The sequence below is a fragment of the Nonomuraea sp. NPDC004580 genome (assembly GCF_040609855.1).
GTDB classification, from domain to species: Bacteria; Actinomycetota; Actinomycetes; order Streptosporangiales; family Streptosporangiaceae; genus Nonomuraea; species Nonomuraea salmonea.
In genome coordinates this window covers 20,694-44,372 of the sequence record NZ_JBEXLH010000023.1, presented here as the reverse complement: position 1 = coordinate 44,372, position 23,679 = coordinate 20,694, and the positions used below count along the sequence as shown (strand labels likewise).

Below are 23,679 nucleotides of genomic sequence, written 5' to 3'. Positions count from 1 at the left end.
GCGGCTGGTGACGCGCCCCTTATCCGTACAAACCGGCGTGGTTGGAAACGTACCCCGAACGTGGCCCTCCGGTCCCCCGAAACGGGGTACCTAATGGGTGTCTAAAGGGTGAGGCTTGGCTTGAGTTGCTTGAAGCGCGCCAGCAGCCCGTTGATGAACTGCGGCGACTCGTCGGTGGACAGCTCCCCCGCCAGGTGCACCCACTCGCTGATGACCACGCCCTCGGGCACGCCGGGCATCCACAACAGCTCGTACGTGCCGCCGCGCAGCAGATTACGGTCGACGGCCGGCATCCGGTCGAGTGTCCAGCCCTCGGCGTACGTCGTGATGAGTTCGTCGATGCGCGCGTGGTGCCTGGCGACCCCCTCGACGAGGGCCGAGGTGTATTCGTTGACCGGCGGCTCCTGCCGCTCCACGCGCTCGGCGAGGATCTTCAGCGGATCCTCGTCGCGCAGCTCGGCCTCGAAGAGGATGTCGAGCGCTCTCCTGCGTGCTTTGCCGCGTGCCGACACCTCAGGCCCGGCCGAGGTATTCGCCGCTGCGGGTGTCGACCTTGACCTTCTCGCCGGTGGTGATGAACAGCGGCACCTTGATCTCGGCGCCGGTCTCCAGCGTGGCCGGCTTGGTGCCGCCGGTGGAGCGGTCGCCCTGCAGGCCGGGCTCGGTGTTGGAGATGGTCAGCTCGACGGCGGCGGGCAGGTCGACGTAGAGCGCGGAGCCCTCGTTGAAGGCGACCGTGGCCAGGGTGTTCTCCAGCATGTAGTTGGCCGCGGTGCCGACGGTGCCGGCCGGCACGTTGACCATGTCGTAGGTCTCGGTGTCCATGAACACGAACTCGTCGCCGTCCTTGTACGAGTACTGCATCTCGCGCTTGTCGACGTTGGCCACCTCGACCTTCACCCCGGCGTTGAAGGTCTTGTCGACGACCTTGCCGGAGAGGACGTTCTTGAGCTTGGTGCGCACGAACGCGCCGCCCTTGCCCGGCTTGACGTGCTGGAACTCGACAACGCTCCAGAGCTCACCGCCCTCGAGCTTCAGCACCATGCCGTTCTTGAGGTCGTTGGTCGTCGCCACTCGTTCTTCTCCCGCGTGCGGCCGCTCTAAAGGACGAGCAGCTCCTTGGTCGTCTTGGTGAAGAGTTCCGGCCCGCCCTCACGTGTCACGAGCGTGTCCTCGATGCGAACCCCGCCCCGGCCCGGGAGGTAGACCCCCGGCTCGACGGTGATCGGAACTCGATCCTCTAGTCTACCGGTCCTCGACGGGCCGAGGAACGGCTCCTCGTGGATCTCCAGGCCGACACCGTGGCCGAGACCGTGCCTGAAGTGCTCGCCGTGGCCCGCCCGCTCCACGACCGACCTGGCCGCGAAGTCGACCTCCTTGGCCCCGGCGCCCGGGGCCAGGGCGTGCCGTCCGGCCCGCTGGGCCTCGGCGACGAGGTCGTACAGCTCGCGCTGCCAGGCGGCGGGCGGGCCCAGGCTGACGGTGCGCGTCATGTCGGCGTGGTAGCCCTGGTAGCGGGCGCCGAAGTCGATGGTGACCAGGTCTCCCGCGCGCAGCTCACGGCCGGTGGGGCTGTGGTGCGGCACCGCGCCGTTCTCCCCCGCCGCCACGATCGTGTCGAACGCGGGCTTGTCGGCGCCCAGCTCGGCCATCCGCTGCTCCAGCAGGCGGGCCAGCTCGCGCTCCGTCATGCCGGGCGCGATGCGCGGCGCGACGTCCGCGAACGCCTGGTCGGTGATCGCGCAGGCGGTGCGGATGAGGTCGAGCTCCTGCTCGTCCTTGACCGCGCGCAACCGCTCCACGACCGGCCCGAGCGGCACGAGGCCCTCGCCCAGCCGCAGGTACGTGGCCACGCTCATGCACGCCGCCTCGATGCCCACCCCTCTGGTGCCCTCCTGCGCGCCGGGGCTGGGCGTGAGCAGCCGCGCCGCGACGTCGGCCGCCTCCACCACGGGCAGGTCGAGCGCCCTGGCCGCGCCGATGTAGCGGTTGTCGGTGGCCAGCACCGCGCCGCCGTCGGCGCCCACCAGGACGGCGGCGTTGGAGCTGGCCAGGCCGGTCAGGTAGCGGACGTTGACGGGCGAGGTGACGAGCAGCGCGTGGACCTCGTGGCCGGCCAGCGACTCGGCCAGCCGCGCCCGCCGCGCCGCGTAGTCGAAGGTCATCCCGCCAATCTACGCGCCCCGGGCGGCAAGGACACCGTCCGCACCCCGCCCGTCCCGGACGACGAGGACTCCGCCGCACGTGCCCGCCCAGGGCCAGGGCGGCCCGATCAGCCGGGCGGGGCCGCCACACCGCCCGCACGCGCCCGCCCCGGCCCGTACTGGGCGCGCCCCCCGGGGCGGTGGTCAGCCGCCGGGCAGGCGCCAGTCGCGCATGAATGCGGCGGCCGGGCCGGAGGAGCGCATGTCGCCCTTCTCCTGGGCCCGCAGCAGGTCGCGGTAGACGCCGGCCACGTGGTTGAGCGTCGAGTCCAGGTGGCCTTCGCCGAGCTTCCTCGCGGCCTTCCTGAGCTTCTCGCGGGCCTTGCCGGAGACGCGGGGGTCGATGCCGCCCGCCGCCTCCTGCGCCATCAGGGCCTGGTCGAAGCGCTCGAGCCAGGTGTCGTACCCGCCGGCCGGCTCGGACCTGCCGCCGAGGGTGGCCTTGGGCGTCACGGCCTCGTTCAGCGAGGTGATGTCGTCCTCGCCGATCGTGGCCACGGTCTCCGGCGTGGGGTCGGGGCTGGGCGGCGGCGAGCTGGGCTGCACCTCCTCCAGCGTGTCGGTCGGGACGGCGGTGGGGGTGGTCTCCGCGACCGGCTGCTCCTCGCGCTGTCCCGCGATCGAGACCATGACCACGGTCACGGCCGCGATGACGGCGACGGCGATGCCGATCTGCAGGATCAGCTTGCGGTTACGGGCTCCCGACGGCGGCTCGGGCTCCAGGTCGGCGGCCTGGAAGACGGCGGTGTCACCGGCCCGCGGCGGCACGGAGTAGACCTCGGTGGCGCCGGCCCCCTGCCCGAGCCCGGCCCCGCGCAGCGAGGCCCCGGTCTGCGGCATCCCCCCGGGCACAGGGCCGGGACCGGGTCCGGTCTGAGGCGGGGCGCCGCCGTTGGGCAAGGCGCCGGTCCGGGGCGGGACGCCGCCGTTGGGAAAGGCGCCGGTCTGGGGCGGCGCGGCGGGCTTGGGGAAGGCGCCGGTCTGGGGCGGCGCGGCGGGCTTGGGGCGGGCGATGGCGGCGAGCGTACGCCTGATGGACTCGCCGCTGCCCGGCCGCCTGGCGGGGTCGTCGGCGAGCATGGCGAGCACCAGCCGGTCCAGCTCGGCGGGCACCTCGGCCCTGATGCTGCTGGGCGGCGCCACCTGGCCCCTGGGCGCGTCGTCGTCGAAGGGCGGGCGCCCGCACAGCAGCTCGTAGCAGACGCAGCCGAGCGCGTAGATGTCGCCGGGCGCCTCGGCGGGCTCGCCGGGGACCCGCTCGGGGGCGGCGTAGCGGCCGCTGCCGCGTACGGGCTCGCGCCCGTCCATCCCGAACCCGACGACCTTGAGCACGCCGCTGGCGGCCATCCTGAAGGCGTCGGGGTCGACCTGCGCGTGCACGACGCCGGCCCGGTGCGCGGCGTCGAGCCCGGCGGCGGCCTGCCCGATCAGGTCGCACACCTCGACGATGGTCAGGCTGCCGCGCGCGGCGAGCTCTTCGCCCAGGCTGAGCCCGGTCAGGTGCTCCATGACGAGGAACGGCGCCCCGTCGTGCTCGCCGACGTCCAGGACCATGGCGACGTTGGGATGGATGACCTTGGCGACGGCCTGGGCGTGCTGCCTGAGCACCTCGCGGGTGGCCGGGCCGGCCGCTCTGGCGCCGAGCACCTTGACGGCCACGACCCAGTCGGCCCGCGTGTCGTACCCTCGCCACACCTCGCCCATCGGGCCGCTGCCGATGCGCTCGTCGAGCCGGTACCGGCCGGCGATCAAGGAGGGCGCGCGCTCCGCGTCGGACATATCCCCGCCAAATACTTAGAAATCAGGATTTCCGACTTACCATAGGCCCCCGCGGCCCCCGACGCCCCGGGTACACGCTGCCAGGCCGCGTACGGGCAGGAAAAAGGGGGGCGGTGCACCCGCCCCCCTTCCTCACGGACTCAGGCCGTCGCCGGCTCCGCCACGCGGGTGACGCGCGGCTGGTCGAGCGGCTGCGGCGGCGCGTTGAAGACGGCCGTGTCGAGGCGGCCCTCCGAGCGCGCCACCAGCACCGGGACGACCATCTGCCCGGTCACGTTGGTCGCGGTGCGGATCATGTCCAGGATCGGGTCGATGGCCAGCAGCAGGCCGACGCCTTCGAGCGGCAGGCCCAGGGTGCTGAGCGTGAGCGTCAGCATGACGGTCGCGCCGGTCAGGCCCGCCGTGGCGGCCGAGCCGACCACGGAGACGAACGCGATGAGCAGGTAGTCGCCCACCCCGAGCTGGATGCCGAACACCTGGGCCACGAAGATCGCGGCGAGCGCCGGGTAGACCGAGGCGCAGCCGTCCATCTTGGTGGTCGCGCCGAACGGCACGGCGAACGAGGCGTAGTCGGCGTCCACGCCGTTGCGCTCGACCGAGACCCGCTGCGTCAGCGGCAGCGTGCCGACCGACGAGCGGGAGACGAACGCCAGCTCGATCGCGGGCCAGGCGTTGCGGAAGAACCGGACCGGGCTCACCTTGCCCCAGAAGGCCAGCAGCGCCGGGTAGACGGCGAGCAGCACGATGAAGCAGCCGATGTAGACGCCGGCGCTGAACTTGGCCAGCGGCGCGAGCAGGTCCCACCCGTACGTGGAGACGGCCTTGCCGATGAGCCCGGCGGTGCCGATCGGGGCGAGCCTGATGACCCACCACAGCGCCTTCTGCACCAGCTCCAGGACGGAACGGGCGAGGTTCAGGAACGGCTCGGCCTTGTCGCCGACGGCCAGGGCGGCCGCGCCGAGCACGACGCCGAGGAAGACGATCTGGAGGACCTCGACCTCGGTGAAGGCGGTGACGATGTTCGTGGGCAGGATGCCGGTGACGAAGTCGAGCCAGGTGCCGGCGTGCTCGGGCGCCTTGGCCGCGCCGGTGTCGAGGGTGACGCCCTGGCCGGGGTTGATGAGCAGGCCGAGGCCGATGGCCAGCGCCACCGAGACGGCCGCGGTGATGAGGAACCAGACCAGCGTCTTGGTGGCGAGCCTGGCGGCGCCGTTGACGTTGCGCAGGTTGGCCACGCTGACCAGGACCGCGGTGAAGACCAGTGGCGGTACGGCGAGCTTGAGCAGCTGGACGAAGATCGAGCCGACCTTGGTGAGGGTCTCGGCGAGCCAGGCGACGTCCCAGATCTTGGCGACGAAGCCGAGGGCGATGCCGACGGCGAGGCCCAGCAGCAACTGCAGGGAGAAGGTGAATCTCTTCACGGGGGGATGCCTTCGCATGCGGGCATGCCAGAGGCATGCCGGGGTGAGGGAGTGGACGACAGGGACGAGAGCGGCGTCAGCTACAGAGCGATCCGTGCAGCCGGCACAGATCGATGTGTAGCCGCTCGATGAGCCACACGATCACCACGGAAAACCTCACAGCCCGGCATAACCATCAGAAAATATGGCAAATTCCCCGACGGATTGTGATCTACGCCACGATCTCCTTGATCTGCTCGATGAGCCTGACGCGGTCCTCGTGCGTCTTCGCGATCGGCGCCACGTTCAGGGTGGTCACCCCCGACTCCTTCAGCGCCCGCACCCGGTCGCGCACGAAGCCCTCGCTGCCGATGAGCGAGGTCTTCTCCAGCAGCTCGGCCGGGACCAGCGCGGCGGCCTCGTCCTTCTTGCCCTCCAGATAGAGGTCCTGGATCCGCTCGGCCTCCTTCTCGTAGCCGTAGCGCCTGGCCAGGTCGTTGTAGAAGTTGCGGCCCTTGGCGCCCATGCCGCCGATGTAGAGGGCGGCCATCGGCCGGCCGAACTCGCGCAGCCCCGCCACGTCGTCGCCGATCGCCAGCGTGGCGTGCGCTACGACGTCGAGCTCGCCCAGCTCGGGGTCGCGCTTCGCCCTGCCCGCGGCCAGCGAGGCGCCCCAGACGTCGGCGGCCTTCTCGGGCAGGTAGAAGATCGGCTCCCAGCCCTCGGCCAGCTCGGCGGTCAGCTCGACGTTCTTGGGGCCGATGGCGGCGATCATGATGGGGATGCGGGGGCGTACGGGGTGGTTGATCAGCTTGAGCGGCTTGCCCAGGCCGGTGCCCTGGCCGGGCGGGAGCGGCACGGTGTAGTGGCGGCCGTCGTACTGGACGCGCTCGCGCCGCCAGACCTGGCGGCAGATCTCGATGACCTCCCGCGTACGCCCGAGCGGCGCGGTGTACGGCACCCCGTGGAAGCCCTCGATCACCTGCGGCCCCGACGCGCCGAGCCCCAGCGTGAACCGCCCGTCGGAGACGTAGTCGAGCCCGGCGGCCGTCATGGCGAGCAGCGTCGGCGTGCGCGAGTAGATCGGCAGGATGCCGGAGGCGATTTGCAGCCGCTCGGTCCTGGCCGCGATGTAGCCCATCTGGCTGACGGCGTCGAAGGAGTAGGCCTCGGCCACGAACACGATGTCCAGCCCGGCCTTCTCGTAGTCGGCCAGCTCGGCCACCGACTCCTTGAAGCCGCCCGCGTAGTTGAGTGCCATACCGATGCGCATTCAGGGCTCCCACTGACCGAATGATGTTCTGTTGAGACGGCACCATGCTATCGCGCCGGTGCGCCGGGCCGGAGCGGCTAGCCTGGATCAGGTGCTGAAGCGGGTCGTCATCGTCGTCTCCGTCGCGGTTTCCGCGGCCCTGGCGGGCCATCGGCTGATCCCGGCGCTGGGTGGGTTCACCCCCGTCCTGGAGAGCCTGCTGCCGTGGATGGGCCTCGCGGTGCCGCTGCTGCTGGCCTTCGCCGCCCTCGCCCGCTCGACCGGGGCGGTGGCCGCCGCGCTGCTGCCCGGCCTGATCTGGGCCGCCATGTTCGGCTCCACGCTGCTGCGCACCCCGCCTGGCGGTCCCAGCGACCTGGCCGTGGGCACCGTCAACGTGGGGGTGACCAACAACGCCTCGGGCGAGGCCGTACGCGCCATCGCCAAGGACCTCGACCTGCTGGCCGCACAGGAGCTGACCAGGGGCGGCCCGGCGGCCAAGCAGCTCAACAAGATGTTCAAACACCACTACGCGGTCAGCACGGTCGGGCTGTGGAGCCGCTACCCGCTCAGCGAGACCAAGCCGCTCGACGTCGGCATGGGCTGGCCGCGCGCCCTGCGGGCGGTCGTGACCACCCCCAAGGGCAAGGTCACCGTCTACGTCATGCACCTCGCCTCGGCCAGGCCGGGCCACACGACCTCGCGCGACGTCTCGCTGGCCAGGGCGCGCGAGCTCGTCGACGCCGACCCGAGCAAGCGCATCCTGCTGCTCGGCGACCTCAACACCGCCACCACCGACCGGGGCATGAGCGGCCTGACGCCGCCGCTGACCGACGCGCAGAGCGAGGCGGGCGACGGGTTCGGGTTCACCTGGCCGGCCGAGTTCCCGATCACCAGGCCCGATCACATCCTCTACCGCGGCATGACGGCGACCGAGGCGGGCGTGGCGCCCGCCACGGGCAGCGACCACCGGGCCGCGATCGCCTCCCTGCGCTTCTAGGAGCGGGGCAGCAGCCGTTCCAGGTCGGCGGGCGTGTCGATGTCGGACGGGTCGCCGTGCCCGTCGCACGGCACCTCGGTGACCAGCTCGGGATGAGCCTTCAGGTACGCCCGCGCCCCCACGTCGCCCACGGCCAGCTCCGCCACCCCGGCGAAGTGCGCACGGGCGATCAGCACCGGGTTGCGGCGCCGCCCGCCGTACGTGGCGACCGCCAGCCCCGCACCCGAGCCGATCAGCGCGCGCACCGCGCCCGGCCCGATCAGCGGCTGGTCCACCAGCGCCACCACCACCGCCTCCGCCTGCGCGGGCAGCGCGGACAGCCCGGCGCGCAGCGAGGAGCCCATGCCGCTCGCCCAGCCGGGGTTGCGCACGGTCACCGCGCCCCGCACCTGCACCGTGGCCGCGCCCAGCACGACCACGACGGGATGGCAGCCGCCCTCGGCCAGCAGCCGCACGCCACGATCGACGAGCCGCTCACCGGCGTACTCGACCAGCGCCTTCGGCCGCCCGAGCCGCGACCCCTCGCCCGCGGCCAGCAGCAGCCCGGCCACCCGCGCGTCCTTCACGGCGTCTCGTGGTGGATGCGGCCCTCCGTGGTGGTCAGCGGCCGGCCAGAGCCGCCCCAGCGCAGCTGGATCAGCTCGGCGGCGATCGACACCGCGGTCTCCTCGGGGGTGCGGGCGCCGAGGTCGAGCCCGATGGGCGAGCGCAGCCTGGCCAGTTCGTCCTCGGTGAGCCCCGACTCGCGCAGCCGCGCCATGCGGTCGTCGTGGGTGCGGCGCGAGCCCATGGCGCCGATGTAGCCCGCGTTCGTGCGCAGCGCCACCTCCAGCAGCGGCACGTCGAACTTGGGGTCGTGGGTCAGCACGCAGATCACCGTACGCTCGTCCACCTGCACCGAGGCGAGGTAGTCGTGCGGCCACTTGACCACGACCTCGTCGGCGTCGGGGAAGCGCTTGGCGGTGGCGAAGACCGGCCGCGCGTCGCACACGGTGACGTGGTAGCCGAGGAACTTGCCCACCCTGGCGACGGCGGCGGCGAAGTCGATCGCCCCGAACACCAGCATCCGCGGCGGCGGCGCGAACGACTGCACGAACACCGCGAGGTCGTCCAGCCGCCGCTCCCCCTGACCGCCGTAGTGCCGCAGGCCGGTCAGGCCCTGGGCGAGCATGCCGCGGGCGTCGTCGTCCACGGCCGCGTCGAGGCGCTCCAGGCCGAGGCCGCCGGTGGCGTGGTCGGGCCAGATGATCCGGCGGGCGCCGACCTGGCCGGGCCCCGAGACGACGGTGGCCACGGCGACCGGCCGGTGCTCCTGCACCGCCGCCGCGATCTCGCCCAGCTCGGGGAAGGTCTCGATCGAGACCGGCTCGACGAGGATGTCGATGATGCCGCCGCAGGTGAGGCCGACGGCGAAGGCGTCGTCGTCGCTGACGCCGTACCGCTGCAGCAGGGGCGCGTCGGCCTCGGCCGCCAGCTCGAAGACCGCGCCCTCCACGCAGCCGCCCGAGACGCTGCCGACCACCTCGTCGCCGCGCACCGCCATGGCGGCGCCGGGCTGCCGCGGTGCGCTGCTCCAGGTGCCCACCACGGTGGCGAGTCCGAACTTGTGCCCAGACCGCCACCACTTCATGATCTCCGGCAGCACGTCACGCATGGGCGAGCCTTTCGCTGAGTCGCTCGTACGCGGCCAGGCTGTGCCCGGCCACCAGGTCGTCGAGGTGGGGCAGTGCGGCCCGCATGCCGCCCGTGAGCGGCTGGTAGTCGTCATACCCCTTGTGCGGGTTGACCCAGATCACCCGGTGCGCCTGCCGGGCGAGCCGGCCCATCTGGGTGCCCAGCAACGCGGGGTCGCCACGCTCCCACCCGTCGGAGGCGATCACCGCGATCGCGCCCCTGGCGCTGTAACGGCCGAGGAACTCCTTCAGTTCCGCACCGAGCCGGGTACCGCCGCTCCAGTCGGGGATCACCTTGGACACCTCGTTGAGCGCCGTCCCGGGGTCACGGTGGCGCAGCTCGGCGGTGATCGGGGTGAGCCTGGTGCCGACCGAGAAGACCCTGGTGGCCCTCGGCTCGGTCCTGACCAGCGCGTGGGCGAAGCGCAGCAGCGTCTCGGCGTACGGGGCCATCGAGCCGCTGACGTCCACGAACAGCACGACCTGGCGCGGCCTGGTGGTGTGCCTGCGGCGGCGGAGCCTGGCCACGTCGCCCTTCCTGAGCGCGTCGCGGACGGTGCGGCGCTGGTCGAGGCCGCCCCTGCGGGCGGGCTCGAACCGGCGCGAGCGGCGCCTGGCCCGGCCGCGGCTCAGCAGGGCGAGCATGCGGTGCACCTCGGCCCGCTCGGCCTCGCTCAGCCGGGCCACGTCGCGGTGCCGCAGCACCTCGGCCCTGCTGGCGACGGCGGGCGCCTGCGTGCCGTCGTCCTCGCCGTCCTCGCCGTCCTCGCCGCCCTGGTCGCCGTCGTGCGCGGCCAGGTGGCGGGTGACGGTCGCGGTCGCCGTACGGGTGAGCGCGGCCTTGTGGCCCCCGAAGTACGCGGCGAAGCAGCGGTCGTAGCGGGGCAGGTCGTCGGGCCCCGCGCACAGCGTCAGCCGCCCGGCCCAGTAGACGGCGGCGGGATCGGTCAGGTCGAGGTGGCCGAGTGCTCCGAGCAGGTTCTGGGTGCGTTCGTGGTCGGCCGCGACGCCCGCGGCGCGCAGCGTCCTGGCGAACCCGGTCAGGGTGGCGACCAGCTCACTCATGGCCGGGCAGCACCTTGTCCAGTAGCCCGTTGCCCAGCACCGCCGCGACGTCCTCCCGGTATTTCAGCGCCGCGCCGAGCGTGGCGGCGGCCCTGCCGGGGTCGAGCTCCCTGGCGCCCAGCGTCAGCAGCGCCTCGGTCCAGTCGAGCGTCTCCGCCACGCCCGGCGGTTTGACCAGGTCCGCCTGCCGCAGCCGGCCGGCCGCCCGTGCGACCTGCGCGGCCAGCGTCTCGGTGCAGGCGGGCAGGCGGCGCCGCAGGATCGCGACCTCGCGCTCGAAGCCGGGATGTTCGAGCCAGTGGTAGAGGCAGCGCCGCTTGAGCGCGTCGTGCACCTCGCGCGTCCTGTTGGAGGTCACCACGACCACCGGCGGGGCCGCGGCCCTCACCGTGCCCAGCTCGGGGATCGAGATCGTGAAGTCGGAGAGCACTTCGAGCAGGAACGCCTCGAACTCGTCGTCGGCCCGGTCGATCTCGTCCACCAGCAGCACGCTCGGCTGCGTCTCGATGGCCTTCAGCAGCGGCCTGGCGATGAGGAAGCGCCGGTCGTAGATCTCGCCCTCCAGCCGGCCGACGTCGGTGACCCCGGCGGCCTCCGCGGCCTTGAGGTGCAGGAGCTGGCGGGCGAAGTCCCAGTCGTACAGCGCCTGGGCGGCGTCGAGCCCTTCGTAGCACTGCAGCCTGATGAGCGGCGCGTCCAGCAGCGCGGCCAGCGTCTTGGCCAGCTCGGTCTTGCCGACCCCCGCCTCGCCTTCGAGGAAGAGCGGCCGGCCCATGCGCAGGGCCAGGAAGGCGGCCGTGGCCAGCCCTTCGTCGGCCAGGTAGGAGTGCCGGTCGAGGAGCTCGATCAGCTCGTCGGGCGACTCGATGTCCGTTGCCCTGATTGTCCGCCGCAGCACGCCTTCAGGCTACGTCGCCACCGCGCTCCAGGCGATGGCCGACGCGGATCATCGCGACTCGCGCGCCTCGCCACGCTCTCTGATCAGGGCCTCCAGCTCGGCGGTGGCCTGGCGGGCGCGCGCCTTCTCGGAGCCCTGGATGCCCATCGCCCCGATCGTGCGCCCGTCGGAGAAGTCGATGCGCGGCCAGGGGTCGCCCACCAGCAGCGTCACCTCCAGGACCTCCGGCCAGGTGTAGCGGTGGGTGCGGACGGCGTTGACGATCGTGACGCCCTCGTCGTCGGCCTCGACCCTGACCCGGCCGAGCAGGTGCAGCACGTACGCCACCGCGCACCCGAACGCCACGATCGCCACCCGGTCGGCGATCTGGAACGGCGGCGCGATGAGCACCGCCATCACCACCGCCCCCACCACGATCAGCGCGGCGAAGCCGTAGGCGACGACGCGGGCCCGGCGCGGACGCCAGGTGACGGGCAGGGGCGGAGGGCATACGGGCTCTGGCACGAAGGGAAACCTATCGCAGCCCGGCCTCGGTGACGCGGAGCCGGCGCAGCAGCAGGGCGGTCTCAAGGGCGGCGACGGCTGACTCGTACCCCTTGTCCTCCTTGCTGCCGGGCAGGCCGGAGCGGTCGATCGCCTGTTCCATCGACTCGCAGGTGAGCACGCCGTTGCCGATCGGCGTCCCCTCGTCCAGCGAGATCCGCGTCAGCCCGGACGTCACCGAGTCGCAGACGTAGTCGAAATGGGCGGTCTCCCCGCGGATGACCGCGCCCAGGGCCACCACCGCGTCGCACTGCCGCGCCAGCGCCTGGGCGACCACCGGGATCTCCAGCGACCCCGGCACCCGCACCACGGTCGCGCCGGCGCCGCTGTCGTCGCACGCCCGCAGCGCCCGCGCCACGAGCTGGTCGGTGATAGCGGCGTGCCAGCTCGCCGCCACCACGCCCACCGTCAGCCCCGACGCGTCCGGCGCGCTCGCGACCGGCCGTCCTTCCCCGCTCATGACGCCTCCGAGATGTCGTGGCCGAGCCGTTCGCGCTTGGCCGTGAGATAACGCTCGTTGTACGGGTTCATCGCCACCGGCATCGGCTCCCTGCCGACGACCTTGATGCCGTAGCCGTCCATGCCCTTGAGCTTGGCCGGGTTGTTGGTGAGCAGCCGGACCGACTTGACCCCGAGGTCGGCCAGGATCTGGCCGGCGTTGGAGAACTCCCGCGCGTCGACCGGCAGCCCCAGCTCGACGTTGGCGTCGACGGTGTCGCTGCCGTTGTCCTGCAGGCTGTACGCCTTGAGCTTGGCCAGCAGCCCGATCCCTCTGCCTTCGTGCCCGCGCAGGTAGACGACCACACCGCGGCCCTCGCGCGCGATGGCCGCCATGGCGTTGTCGAGCTGCACGCCGCAGTCGCAGCGCAGCGAGCCGAACACGTCGCCGGTCAGGCACTCGGAGTGAGCTCTGACCAGGATGTTCTCACCGCCGGTCAGGTCGCCGAACACGAGCGCGACGTGCTCGCCGCCATCGAGGGCGCTGGCGTAGCCGTAGGCCCGCCACATCCCGTACGCGTTGGGCAGCCGCGTCTCGGCGACCCTGGTGACCATGCTCTCGGCCCGCCGCCGGTGCTCGACGAGCTGCTCGATGGAGACCAGCGCGAGGTCGTGCTCGTCGGCGAAGCGGCGCAGCTCGGGCAGCCTGGCCATGGTGCCGTCGTCGTTGACCACCTCGGCCAGCGCCCCGGCCGGCGACAGCCCGGCCAGCCTGGCGAGATCGACCGCCGCCTCGGTGTGGCCGCGCCTGGCCAGCACCCCGCCCTCGTGGTAGCGCAGCGGGAAGACGTGGCCGGGCCGCACGAGCTCGTTCGGCTCGGTGGCCGAGTCGGCGAGCGTGCGGATGGTCCTGGCCCGGTCGGCCGCCGAGATGCCGGTGGTGACGCCGTCGCGGGCGTCCACGGTGATCGTGTACGCCGTGCGCATGCGCTCCTTGTTGTGGAAGACCATGAGCGGCAGGCCCAGCCTGTCGAGCTCCTTGCCCTCCATGGCCACGCAGATCATGCCGCTGGTGTGCCTGATCGTGAACGTGCACAGCTCGGGCGTGGCCTTCGAGGCGGCGAAGATGAGGTCGCCCTCGTTCTCGCGGCTCTCGTCGTCCACGACGACCACCGGCTTGCCGTTGCGGATGTCGTCGATCGCGCGCTCGATCGGGTCGAGCTTGATGTCGCTCATCGGGCCACTCCCTCGGGGGCCGCTCCCCCGGTCACCGGCACGCTGAGCGGCGCGGATCGAGACTCCCGCAGCCACTTGACGAACCCGACCACCACCAGGACGAAGAACACGCCGTAGACGGCGCCCGAGACCACCAGCCCCGAGCTGAACGCCAGCGGCACCCCGACCAGGTCGACCGCCAGCCACACGATCCAGAAGTCCACCAGCGCCCGGCCCTGCGCCCAGGTCGCGAGCGCGCTGCCGACGAAGATGTAGGCGTCGGCGGCCACCAGGACCGCGCCCTCCGGCAGCGGCACGTGCGCGCCCCACGACAGGCCCGTCACCCAGAACACCACCGCGACCGCGATGGTGCCCACCACCGCGACGGCGACCAGCAGCAGCCGCTCCCACCGTTCGCCCTGCCTGATCGCCAGCCGCCTGCCGTCCTGGGTGCCGCGCCGCCAGGCGTACCACCCGTAGATCGCCAGGCCGGCGAACAGCACCTGCTTCAGCGCGTTGCCGGTGACGTGCGCGCTGATCGAGGCGATCAGCAGCAGCACCGCCCCGGCGAACTGCACCGGCCACGTCCACATCGACTTGCGCATCGCCAGCACGACCGTGGCCAGGGCGGCGATGTTGCCCACCAGGTCGGTCCACAACACATGCGTGCCGAATATCTCGAATCCGGCCTCAGCCCAGCTCACTTGCGGCCCACCAGCCTCTCCACATACTTCGCGATCACGTCGACCTCGATGTTCACCACGTCACCCACCTGGCGCTCGCCCATGGTCGTCAGCTTGAGCGTGGTCGGGATCAGGCTCACGCCGAAGCTTTCGTCGTCAACCGTGGTGACCGTCAGGCTGATTCCGTCGATCGCGATCGAGCCCTTCTCCGCGACGTACGGGCTGAGCGCGGGCGGCAGCGTGAAGCGCAGGTCGTCCCAGCTCTCGCCGGGCTCGCGGGACAGCAGCACGGCCGTGCCGTCCACGTGGCCCTGCACGATGTGGCCGCCGAGGCGCTGGTCGGCGCGTACGGCGCGTTCGAGGTTCACCGCCGAGCCCGCTTCCAGGCCGCCCAGGGAGCTGCGGTCGAGCGACTCCCTGATCACGTCCACGGTGAACACGTCGTCCTTGACCTCGACCACGGTCAGGCACACGCCGTTGACCGCGATGGAGTCGCCGTGCCCCGCGTCGGAGGTGACCAGCGGGCCGCGCACCGACAGCAGCGCGCCGCCGCCCGCCTGGTCGATGGCCGTCACTTCGCCCTTTTCCTCAATGATTCCGGTGAACATCTAGCGCTCCTCGCCTGGTTGCCGGTGGGTGGGGACGGGCCTGGCGATCAGCCGCACATCCGGCCCGATTACGGAAATGTCGTCAAAGGCCAGGCGGTGGAGCTCGCCGATCGTGCCCACCCCGGCCGTGCCCAGCGCGGCCCTTCCCGAGCCGAGCAGCGCGGGCGCCACGTACGCCACCACGCGATCCACCAGCCCCTCGCGGACGAACGACCCGGCCAGCGCGGGGCCGCCCTCCAGGAACACGCTCACCACCTGCCGCGCGGCCAGTTCCTTGAGCAGGGCCCGCAGGTCGAGCCCCGCGTCATGGCGGGGCAGGCGCAGCAGGTCGGCCTTGAGGCCGGTGTCCACGTCGTCGGCCACGGCGATCAGCGTGGGCGCCCGGTCATCGAGGACCCGCGCCGACGCGGGCGTCCGCGCGTCCGGATCCACGACCACCCGAAGCGGCTCCTTCCGGACACCGCTCGGGCCGGCCGCACCGCTGGGACCTGACGCACCGGCCGGGCGGGCCGTCAGCTGGGGGTCGTCGGCCAGCACCGTGCCGATGCCGGCCATGATCGCGTCGGAGGCGGCCCGCAGGCGGTGCACGTCGGCCCGCGCCTCGGGCGAGGTGATCCACTGGCTGGTGCCGTCCTCGGCGGCCGACCTGCCGTCCAGCGTGGCGGCGAACTTCCACGTGACGTGGGAACGCCCGAGCCGTACGAAGGTCAGCCACTCCTCGTTGACCCGCTCGGCGGCCTCGGCCAGCACCCCTGAGGTGACGGCCACGCCGTGGGCACGCAGCCGCGCGGCGCCGCCCGCGGCCTTGGGGTTGGGGTCGGGGACCGCGATCACGACGCGGGCCACGCCCGCCTCCAGCAGCGCCAGGCTGCACGGCCCGGTGCGGCCGGTGTGGTCGCAGGGCTCCAGTGTCACGTACGCGGTGCCGCCCCGCGCTCGCTCTCCCGCCTGCGCCAGGGCGACGACCTCGGCGTGCGGGCCGCCCGCGTACGCGTGGAAGCCCTCGCCGGCGACCTGCGCTGCGGCGTCGAGCACGACGCAGCCGACGACGGGGTTGGGGGTGGTGCTGCCGTGTCCACGACCGGCCAGTTCGACGGCGCGCGCCATGTGCGCGGCGTCCTGCTCGGGTATCTCCACCCGGGTCTCCTACTCGCCAGTAGCTCCAAGCCACGGCGGGCCCCGGGGGATCTTTCGCCGAGACGCATGCCATGCGTCACGGCAGGCGCCCGGCTGGGACACCGGACACCTCGCGCGCTTCCTCCCATCCGGACTTTAACCGTCGGTCCCGGAATTTCACCGGGTCAACCGGCCGATGGCATCGGCCGGGTCGCGGACTGTCACCGCCGGTTCGGACTTTCACCGACCCCGGAGCACGCTAGCTCTCTTTCGCTACCAGTCTGCCACGTCCTTCACAAAGCACGCGACCGCCCCTCATCTTTTGAGCAAGCGCTCGTTCAAGCGGCCATCAGGCGGCGGGCCCTGCGCGCCGCCGGGCTGTGCAGGACGTGCCCGGGGACCAGGCCGAGCCCGGTGTGCAGGGTGCGCAGCGTCGCCGTCGCCCACAGGTCGCCGACCGGCGTGGCGGGCAGCCCGTACAGGCGCCTGGCCCAGCGCGGCAGGGTGGCGAACGACAGCAGCGTCAGCGCGGGCAGCGCCGGCTTGAGCGGCGTGAGCAGCAGCGGGAGCGGGGCGTTCAGCGACATGCGCAGCGGATGGGACGCCTCGGGCACGAACCGCAGATACGGGCGCTCTGCCTCGATGTAGTCGCGCAGCTCCGCCACCGACCCCGGCACCTCGTCCGCGGCCAGCCCCACGACCTCGGCGGCGCGCCGCCACTCCGCCACGAACGCGTCCGCGTCCTCGTCCGACAGTCGCACCCCCGCCCTGCGGGCCACGGACAGGTACGAGTCGACCTCGCCCACGTGCACCCATCGCAGCGCGTCGGGCTCGTCGAGGCGGTAGGTCTCACCGGTGTCCGGGTCGTGGGCGGTCAGGCTGGCGTGGATCTTCCGCACCCGGCGGCCGGCCCGCTCGACCTCCGCGTGCGTCCCGTACGTACGCACGCGGACGAACTCGGTCGTCCGGACGAACCGGGACCAGGCCTCGTTCGGGTCCATGAGTGCGGAGTTCTGCAGCACCCCGCGCATCGCCCTGGGGTGCAGTCCCTGCATGAGCAGCGCCCGGATCCCGCCCACGAGCAGGATGGGCTCCCCCATCACCCGCCACGTCACCGAGCGGGGCCCGAAGATCCCATAGTCGCTCATAAGTGAAGAATTACCCAGGTGACAGACATTTCATGTCACTTCACGATGAACAACCATGGGCATGACCCCACACTCCGGCCACCGCACGGGGACGCGGCGCGAGATCGTGGCGCGAGATCGTGGCGCGGGGACGTGGCGCGGGAACGTGGCGCGGGGACGTGGCGCGGGGGGGCGTCTCAGGAGGTGGCGCGGTCGGCGGCGGCGCGGAGCTCGTCGATGGCGGCCACCGGGTCGGAGGCGCCGTAGACGGCGCTGCCCGCCACGAACACGTCGGCTCCCGCCTCGGCGCACCGGCCGATGGTGTCGGCGTCGACGCCGCCGTCGACCTGCAGCCAGACCCGGCCGCCGTGCCGGGTGACCAGCTCACGGGCCCGCCGCACCTTCGGCAGCACCACGTCGAGGAACTTCTGCCCGCCGAACCCCGGCTCGACGGTCATCAGCAGCAGCATGTCGATCTCGGCGAGCAGGTCTTCGTACGGCTCGACGGGCGTCGCCGGGTTGAGCGCCAGCCCGGCACGGGCCCCCAGGGACCGGATCTCCCTGAACGTCCGGATGGGCGCCTTGGCCGCCTCGGCGTGGATGGTCACGCTGCCCGCCCCTGCCTCGGCGTACTGCGGCGCCCAGCGGTCGGGGTCGGCGATCATGAGGTGGCAGTCGAGCGGCGTGTCGGTCGCCTTGCGCAGCGCCTCGACCACCGGCAGCCCCAGGGTCAGGTTGGGCACGAAGTGGTAGTCCATCACGTCGACGTGCAGCCAGTCGGCATTGGGGACGGCGGCGGCCTCATCGGCGAGCCTGGCGAAGTCCGCGGCGAGGATGCTGGGCGAGATCTGTACGGCCATGATGCCCCAAGTCTAGTGACCCCGCCCGTGCCCGCCGCCCCCGCCGCTCCGGGCCCCCGCGCTCACCGCGGGCTCGGCGGTGGCCGCCGGCTCCATCAGCCCCAGCCGGATGAACAGCACCGGCGCCCCGAGCTGCACCCACAGCGCGAGCACCGCGAACGCCACGAAGGTGGACGCGCCGCTCTCGGGCAGCACTTCGCGCTCGGCGTACCAGATGGCCACCGACACCACCGTGCCCAGCACCCAGCGGCCGGCCCGCAGCCCGAGCGGCCCGCCCGCATCGAACCACCCGATCCGGTACATCACCGACGTCCCCGCCAGCGTCCCGAGCAGCACCCCTGACATCACGACGACGGTGTCCAGGCTCTCGGGATCGACCATCCCGGCCGCGCTCCAGCCCGCGGGCACGGCCCAGTCCCCGTACGGCGCGCTGGCCAGCGCCGCCACCCCCAGCAGCACTCCCGACGCCGCCACGGAGGCGCACAGCTGCACCCACAGTGCCTGCCGCCGCCACCAGAGCGTCGCCGGCCGCTCCACCCGCAAGACGACCACCAGCACCACGACCCCGAGCGCCACCCCCACCACGACGTCGGAGATGAAGTGGACCCCCAGGTAGACCCGGCTCAAGCACACGAGCGACATGATCACCACCGCGACCCACCACGCCCACGGCCGCCCGACCGCCACCGCCAGCCGCCCCATCCCCGCGGTGCCGACCTGCGCGTGCCCAGAGGGCAACCCGAAGCTCTCCTCGACGGAGAACGCCCGGATGCCGGGATCGATCCAGTAAGGCCGCGGCTGATGCAACGCCAGCTTGCCGATGGCGTTGGTCCCCGCGGCCACCATCACCGTGAACCCGAGCCGCAACGCCAACGCCGGATTGACACACCAGTACAGAACCGGCAGGACGAGCAGAAAGAACGTGTTGGTGCCGAACACCGACACCAGCTCCATCACCGGCCTGACGACATCCGGCCAGCCCTGAAGCCAGGCGATCGGCCCGAGCTCCGCCCTATGAAGATCGTCCAGAAAGTCCACGCCGCCGATCGGACCACACCTCCACCCCCACCGCCACACAACTCCCCCACACTCCCCGGATTCGCCCGCCCTAGCCTCTGCCCCGCCGCCACCCGGCGACACGTCGCAGATGTTCACACGCGGACGAACGCGCAGGCCCGAGCAGGTGTTCAGGCCCAGGCGACCACACACGCCCGGGCGGGCGTCCAGGCCGAGCGGACGCGCGGGCCCGGGCGAGCGCACACGCCCGGGCGGGCGCTCAGGACGGCTGGGGCTTTTTGCGGAGGAGGGCCAGGAACATGGCGTCGGTGCCGTGCCTGTGGGGCCAGAACTGGGCGTGCGGGCCGTCGCCGAGACCCTCGACCTCGGGCAGGTAGTCGCGGGCGTCGAGTTGCTCGACGTCGTCGCGGCGCGCCAGCAGGTCGCCGACCACGACCCGGGTCTCGGCGAGGTGCGGCGAGCACGTCACGTACGCCACCACACCACCGGGACGCACGGCGTCGAGCGCGGTGCCGAGCAGGCGCCGCTGGAGTCTGCCCAGCTCGGCGATGCCGGCGGGGTCGCGCCGCCACCGCGCCTCGGGACGCCGCCGCAGGGCCCCGAGCCCCGTGCACGGCGCGTCGAGCATCACCCGGTCGAACACGCCGGGCCGCCACGCGGGCTCGGTGCCGTCGGCGGTGACCACCGAGGCGTCCTTGGTGGTCTCCCAGACCAGCCGCGCCCGGTGCTGCTGCACGTCGGCGGCCAGCACCCGAGCCCCACCGGGAAAGGCCACCCCTCTCCGTGACGAGGCGAGCGACTCTCCGGACGAGGACGCGCCCGGGGCGCGCGCTTCATCGGCGAGGCCGGCCAGGTCGCCGTGGGTGGCGATGGCGTCGAGTAGCCCCGCCTTGCCTCCGGGGCCGGCGCACATGTCGAGCCACAGCTCGTCCCCGTCGCCCTCGACGGGCACCCGGGTCAGGGCCAGGGCGACGAGCTGGCTGGCCTCGTCCTGGACGGCGGCGCGCGTCTCGGCGACCGCGTCGATGCCGCCGGGGTCGCCTTCGCGCAGGTAGGCCGCGTACGGCGAGTAGCGGCCCGGCAGGGCGCCCACGCCTTCGAGCTCCTCGGCAGACGAGCGCCCCGGCCGGGCGACCAGGGTCACCAGGGGCCGGGCGTTGTCGGCGTCGAGCAGGTCGGGCATCTCGCCGGGCGCGCCGAGGGCGTCGCGGAAGGCGGAGACGATCCACCGGGGATGGCCGTAGGCGATGGCGAGATGACCCACCGGGTCGTCGGCCGGGTCGGGCGCGACGATGGGCAGCCATTCGTCGAGCGTCCTGGACCCGATCTTGCGCAGCACCGCGTTGACGAACTTGGCCGCACCGGCGCCGATGCGCAGGCGTACCAGATCGACGGTGGTGCCGACGGCGGCGTGCGGCGGCACGCGCATGCGCAGGAGCTGGTGGGCGCCGATGCGCAGAGCGTCGCGTACGTCGGGGTCGGGCGCCCGGTCGCTGCACACCTCGATGATCGCGTCGTAGGTGCCGAGCCCGCGCAGCGTGCCGTAGGCCAGCTCGGTGGCGAGTGCGGCGTCGCGCCCCTTGATGCCCCGGTCGCGGAGCAGGCGTGGCAGCAGCAGGTTGGCGTACGCGTCGCGTTCGTCCACCGCGCGTACGACGTCGTAGGCGGCGTTACGGGCGGGATCACGCGTCGGCCGGCGCGGCCCGCGCGCCCGGTTACCGCCGCCGGACCCCTGATGCCCCCTGGTCTTCATGCCCACGAACCCTCACTCACGCCCGGCACAGCACCCCGTAGGGACCCTGTCGAGAACCCCGTCGGAAACAACGCGCCCGGCCACCGCCCGCGCACCGAACCGACCGCCGCCCACACGGACGGCCGAAGGGCCGCGGGAACCGCCGGCCCAGGCCGCTGTCACTGAAAGGTCTCCTTGCCTTCGAGGCGCACCCCGCGGGCCCACTCCCCCGCCCCCATCAGCCGCTTGCCCTGGGGCTGCACCTCGCCCAGCTCAATCGCGCCGGTGGCGGTGCCGACGAGCACGCGCGCCTTGGTGGCGGCCAGCTCACCGGGGGCGAGCTTCTCGCCGGACACCGGGCGCACGGGGCCGAGCTTGATCCGCTGGCCGCGGAACTCGGTCCACGCGCCCGGGTTGGGCGTGCAGGCGCGGATCAGCCGGTCGACGTGCATGGCGGGCTTCGTCCAGTCGACGCGGGCGTCGGAGACGGTGATCTTGGGAGCGATGGTCACGCCGTCGGCGGGCTGGGGACGCGGCTCGAGCGTGCCGTCCTCGATGCCGTCGAGGGTGGCGGCGAGCAGCCCCGCCCCGGAGACCGACAGCCGCTCCAGCAGCGCGCCGCTGGTGTCGGAGGTGCGGATCTCCTCGGTGACGACGCCGTAGACGGGCCCCGCGTCGAGCTCCTTGACGATCTGGAAGGTGCTGGCCCCGCCGATCTCGTCGCCGTGCAGGATCGCGTGCTGCACGGGCGCCGCGCCGCGCCAGGCGGGCAGGATCGAGAAGTGCAGGTTGACCCAGCCGTGCTCGGGCACGTCGAGGGCGCTCTGCGGCAGCAGCGCGCCGTAGGCGACGACGGGACAGCAGTCGGGCTCGTACGAGCGCAGCTGGTCGAGGAAGGCCGGATCGCCGGCCTTCTGCGGGCGCAGCACCTCGATGCCGGCCTCCTCCGCGAGCTCGGCGACCGGGGAGGGGTGGACCTTGCGCCCCCGGCCCGACTGCGCGTCGGGACGGGTGACGACCGCGACGACGTCGTGCCGTGGCGAGTCGATCAGGGTGCGCAGGGACGGCAGTGCCGTCTCGGGTGTGCCCGCGAAGACCAGACGCATGCTGTCAGAGTGCCTTTCCGCCGGTGGCGTGGGGCGAGAACTTGACCACCGGCGCGGCCAGCCCGCTCCACTCGGCCTCGCGCACGGCCTTCATCGCGAGCTTGCGCTGCTTGGGGTCCATGCGGTCGATGAACAGGATGCCGTCGAGGTGGTCGGTCTCGTGCTGGAAGCAGCGCGCCATCATGTCGGTGCCCTCGAGCGTGACGGGCTCGCCGTGCATGTTGAGGCCCTTGGCCACGGCGCGCACCGCGCGCGGGGTGGGGAACGACAGGCCGGGGAAGGACAGGCAGCCCTCCTCGCCCTCTTCGTCGAGGTCGGACGACAGATCGAGGTCGGGATTGATGAGGTGGCCGAGCTGCTCGTCCACGTAGTAGGTGAACACCCGCAGGCCCACGCCGATCTGAGGGGCGGCGAGACCGGCGCCCGGGGCGTCCATCATCGTGTCGGTCAGGTCTTTGACCAGCTTGCGCAGCTCCTTGTCGAAGTCGACGACCGGGGCCGCCGGGGTGCGCAGCACCGGATCTCCGAACAGCCGGATGGGCTGGATCGCCAAGGGGGTCACTCCGTTCTCATGCGTGGATCAGCCCAGTTTAGTGCAGGTGCGGGCGTCACCGGGGGCCGTGCGTCCTGGCGTGCTCCAGCGTCCTGGCCTTCAGCGCGGCCTTGCGCGCCGCCTTGACCACGGCGGGGTCGTCGTGGGCGGCGGCGAGCATGTCGAGCACGGCGACGGTGTCGGGGTGGCCGACGGCGGGCATCTCGCCGATCAGCTTGATGAGGTCCTCGCCGGGCTCCGGCGGGTCGAGGCGGCCGGCGGCGGGGCTGGACAGGTGCATGAGGGCCGCCAGGGAGTCGACGGCGATCCAGGTGTGGTCCTCGGGGCTGAGCGCGGGCGCGGGCAGATCGCGGATGTGCAGCCAGGAGGCGGCGTAGCGGCGCGTGAGCGGGTGGTCGAGCGCCTGCCTGACAGGGGCCTCGGCCTCGGGCCCCAGCTCCTCCATGATGGCCCCGACGGCGCCGCGCTGCCCTGCGGTGCCGGACGCGGCGATCTCGATGAGGTCGCGGGCGGCGGACTCGGGCGAGCGGCGCTCCAGCCACCCGGCCACCGCGCTCTGGGTGGCGCTGCCCCTGACCATCGCCTCGACGAGCTCGGCGGCCGACAGGTCGGCGAACACCTCGACCTCGGCGGTGGTCGGCGCGTCGTGGCCCTCGCGCAGCAGGTCGCGGCGGATGGCCCACACCCCGAGCGGGGTCAGCGCGGTGCGCCCCGCCGGCGTCTGCTCGACCAGCCCGCAGTACGCCAGCAGCGAAAGCGCCTCCAGCAGCTCGGCCGGCAGCGCGGCGGCGATCTTACGCATCTCGGCGGGGCCGGGCGCGCAGGCGACCTCGTGCGACTGCAGGATGCCGCGGGCCAGGTTGGCGGTGGCGACGCCCGAGCGTACGGAGTATATGGTGGCGAGCATCTCGGCCAGGTGGCCGTCGACCACGGCAGAACCGGTCAGGCCGTCGTCGGCGCGGTCGAGGACGTCCATGACGACGCCGTCCCAGAACTCCAGCGTGGCCTCGACCGTCAGCTGCATCGACAGCGGGCCGCGGGTGGCCTGGCCGCCGAGGATCTGCAGCAGGCCGGTGTTGACGGCGACGACCCAGATGAGGCGCAGGCGCGTGAGCGGGACGCCGAGGTGCGCGGCGGCCGCGGCGGCGTCGGCCGCGCTCAGGTGGCCGTCGGCGCCGACCTTGCGGGTGCCCGTCCAGGTGGTCAGCCGGATGGCGTCGGCCACCAGCGGCACCGTGGGCACCGCCGCGGCCAGCTCGGCGTCCGGCGCCGGCAGGACCGGCGGGAACGTCAGGGCCTCACGCTCCTCCGGGGTCTCCTCAGGGGGCCGTGGAGGCACGGCGGCCTGCTCATCGATCAGCTTGCGCAGCTCGGCGAGGTCGAAGACGTTGTTTGCCACCCACGAAACTT

General features: G+C 72.7%; 24 protein-coding genes and 1 riboswitch. Of the genes, 1 reads left to right on the top strand and 23 read right to left on the bottom strand.

The features are described 5' to 3' along the window. Positions 1-101: 101 nt before the first annotated feature. The 6 genes from nusB to ABZW11_RS23530 form a co-directional block, all read right to left on the bottom strand. Positions 102-512: a transcription antitermination factor NusB gene (gene nusB, locus ABZW11_RS23555; RefSeq protein WP_355420633.1), complete on the bottom strand. Its 411-nt coding sequence runs from the start codon at positions 510-512 to the stop codon at positions 102-104. Position 513: 1 nt separating this feature from the next. After that, positions 514-1,074, bottom strand: a complete 561-nt coding sequence (gene efp, locus ABZW11_RS23550; RefSeq protein ID WP_355420631.1) for an elongation factor P — start codon at positions 1,072-1,074, stop codon at positions 514-516. A 26-nt stretch (positions 1,075-1,100) separates the two neighbouring features. After that, positions 1,101-2,165 carry a Xaa-Pro peptidase family protein gene (locus ABZW11_RS23545; protein ID WP_355420629.1) on the bottom strand — a complete coding sequence of 355 codons (1,065 nt, stop codon included), beginning with the start codon at positions 2,163-2,165 and terminating at the stop codon, positions 1,101-1,103. Positions 2,166-2,348: 183 nt separating this feature from the next. Beyond that, positions 2,349-3,983 (bottom strand): serine/threonine-protein kinase, encoded by a 1,635-nt coding sequence (locus tag ABZW11_RS23540; protein WP_355420626.1) that lies wholly within the window; start codon positions 3,981-3,983, stop codon positions 2,349-2,351. Positions 3,984-4,123: 140 nt separating this feature from the next. Next, positions 4,124-5,404: a dicarboxylate/amino acid:cation symporter gene (locus ABZW11_RS23535; protein ID WP_355420623.1), complete on the bottom strand. Its 1,281-nt coding sequence runs from the start codon at positions 5,402-5,404 to the stop codon at positions 4,124-4,126. 211 nt (positions 5,405-5,615) lie between these two features. Next, positions 5,616-6,656: an LLM class F420-dependent oxidoreductase gene (locus ABZW11_RS23530; protein WP_355420620.1), complete on the bottom strand. Its 1,041-nt coding sequence runs from the start codon at positions 6,654-6,656 to the stop codon at positions 5,616-5,618. 91 nt (positions 6,657-6,747) lie between these two features. On the opposite strand from ABZW11_RS23530, the gene ABZW11_RS23525 reads away from it, so the two are divergent. Then, positions 6,748-7,635, top strand: a complete 888-nt coding sequence (locus ABZW11_RS23525; protein WP_355420617.1) for an endonuclease/exonuclease/phosphatase family protein — start codon at positions 6,748-6,750, stop codon at positions 7,633-7,635. Here the strand turns inward: ABZW11_RS23525 and ABZW11_RS23520 are convergent. The 17 genes from ABZW11_RS23520 to ABZW11_RS23440 all read right to left on the bottom strand — a co-directional run bounded on the left by ABZW11_RS23520 (position 7,632) and on the right by ABZW11_RS23440 (position 23,668). Beyond that, on the bottom strand, positions 7,632-8,186 hold the full coding sequence (locus ABZW11_RS23520) for a nucleotidyltransferase family protein (RefSeq protein WP_355420805.1): 555 nt from the start codon (positions 8,184-8,186) through the stop codon (positions 7,632-7,634). The two genes, ABZW11_RS23525 and ABZW11_RS23520, sit on opposite strands and share 4 nt — an antisense overlap. An 11-nt stretch (positions 8,187-8,197) precedes the next feature. Next, positions 8,198-9,289 (bottom strand): XdhC/CoxI family protein, encoded by a 1,092-nt coding sequence (locus tag ABZW11_RS23515; RefSeq protein ID WP_355420614.1) that lies wholly within the window; start codon positions 9,287-9,289, stop codon positions 8,198-8,200. Next, positions 9,282-10,373 (bottom strand): VWA domain-containing protein, encoded by a 1,092-nt coding sequence (locus ABZW11_RS23510; RefSeq protein WP_355420611.1) that lies wholly within the window; start codon positions 10,371-10,373, stop codon positions 9,282-9,284. The genes ABZW11_RS23515 and ABZW11_RS23510 overlap by 8 nt, the downstream gene beginning before the upstream one ends. Next, the gene (locus ABZW11_RS23505; protein WP_355420608.1) at positions 10,366-11,271 is read right to left on the bottom strand and encodes a MoxR family ATPase; all 906 of its coding nucleotides are present in this window, start codon (positions 11,269-11,271) and stop codon (positions 10,366-10,368) included. The genes ABZW11_RS23510 and ABZW11_RS23505 overlap by 8 nt, the downstream gene beginning before the upstream one ends. Positions 11,272-11,319: 48 nt before the next feature. After that, positions 11,320-11,775, bottom strand: a complete 456-nt coding sequence (locus ABZW11_RS23500) for a PH domain-containing protein (RefSeq protein WP_355420605.1) — start codon at positions 11,773-11,775, stop codon at positions 11,320-11,322. A 10-nt stretch (positions 11,776-11,785) separates the two neighbouring features. Beyond that, positions 11,786-12,274, bottom strand: coding sequence for a 6,7-dimethyl-8-ribityllumazine synthase (ribH, locus tag ABZW11_RS23495; protein WP_355420602.1), 489 nt, complete (start codon positions 12,272-12,274; stop codon positions 11,786-11,788). Continuing rightward, positions 12,271-13,488, bottom strand: coding sequence for a bifunctional 3,4-dihydroxy-2-butanone-4-phosphate synthase/GTP cyclohydrolase II (locus ABZW11_RS23490; RefSeq protein ID WP_355420600.1), 1,218 nt, complete (start codon positions 13,486-13,488; stop codon positions 12,271-12,273). The genes ribH and ABZW11_RS23490 overlap by 4 nt, the downstream gene beginning before the upstream one ends. After that, positions 13,485-14,171 carry a nicotinamide riboside transporter PnuC gene (gene pnuC, locus ABZW11_RS23485; protein WP_355420597.1) on the bottom strand — a complete coding sequence of 229 codons (687 nt, stop codon included), beginning with the start codon at positions 14,169-14,171 and terminating at the stop codon, positions 13,485-13,487. The genes ABZW11_RS23490 and pnuC overlap by 4 nt, the downstream gene beginning before the upstream one ends. After that, the gene (locus tag ABZW11_RS23480) at positions 14,168-14,758 is read right to left on the bottom strand and encodes a riboflavin synthase (RefSeq protein WP_355420594.1); all 591 of its coding nucleotides are present in this window, start codon (positions 14,756-14,758) and stop codon (positions 14,168-14,170) included. Before ABZW11_RS23480 ends, pnuC begins: the two co-directional genes overlap by 4 nt. Continuing rightward, positions 14,759-15,895: a bifunctional diaminohydroxyphosphoribosylaminopyrimidine deaminase/5-amino-6-(5-phosphoribosylamino)uracil reductase RibD gene (gene ribD / locus ABZW11_RS23475; protein WP_355420591.1), complete on the bottom strand. Its 1,137-nt coding sequence runs from the start codon at positions 15,893-15,895 to the stop codon at positions 14,759-14,761. Between the two features lie 110 nt (positions 15,896-16,005). Further along, a riboswitch (FMN riboswitch) is annotated at positions 16,006-16,136 on the bottom strand. A 76-nt stretch (positions 16,137-16,212) separates the two neighbouring features. Next, entirely contained in the window at positions 16,213-17,022 is an 810-nt protein-coding gene (locus ABZW11_RS23470) for an oxygenase MpaB family protein (RefSeq protein ID WP_355420589.1), read from the bottom strand. Positions 17,023-17,198: 176 nt separating this feature from the next. After that, the gene (gene rpe / locus ABZW11_RS23465; RefSeq protein ID WP_355420586.1) at positions 17,199-17,861 is read right to left on the bottom strand and encodes a ribulose-phosphate 3-epimerase; all 663 of its coding nucleotides are present in this window, start codon (positions 17,859-17,861) and stop codon (positions 17,199-17,201) included. Between the two features lie 12 nt (positions 17,862-17,873). Continuing rightward, the gene (locus tag ABZW11_RS23460; RefSeq protein WP_355420583.1) at positions 17,874-18,899 is read right to left on the bottom strand and encodes a phosphatase PAP2 family protein; all 1,026 of its coding nucleotides are present in this window, start codon (positions 18,897-18,899) and stop codon (positions 17,874-17,876) included. A gap of 238 nt (positions 18,900-19,137) precedes the next feature. Then, positions 19,138-20,631, bottom strand: coding sequence for a transcription antitermination factor NusB (locus ABZW11_RS23455; RefSeq protein WP_355420581.1), 1,494 nt, complete (start codon positions 20,629-20,631; stop codon positions 19,138-19,140). A gap of 158 nt (positions 20,632-20,789) precedes the next feature. Next, positions 20,790-21,716: a methionyl-tRNA formyltransferase gene (gene fmt, locus ABZW11_RS23450; RefSeq protein WP_355420579.1), complete on the bottom strand. Its 927-nt coding sequence runs from the start codon at positions 21,714-21,716 to the stop codon at positions 20,790-20,792. A gap of 4 nt (positions 21,717-21,720) precedes the next feature. Further along, positions 21,721-22,269, bottom strand: a complete 549-nt coding sequence (gene def / locus ABZW11_RS23445) for a peptide deformylase (RefSeq protein ID WP_355420576.1) — start codon at positions 22,267-22,269, stop codon at positions 21,721-21,723. Positions 22,270-22,324: 55 nt separating this feature from the next. Continuing rightward, positions 22,325-23,668, bottom strand: a complete 1,344-nt coding sequence (locus ABZW11_RS23440; protein WP_355420573.1) for a hypothetical protein — start codon at positions 23,666-23,668, stop codon at positions 22,325-22,327. Positions 23,669-23,679: the final 11 nt, after the last annotated feature.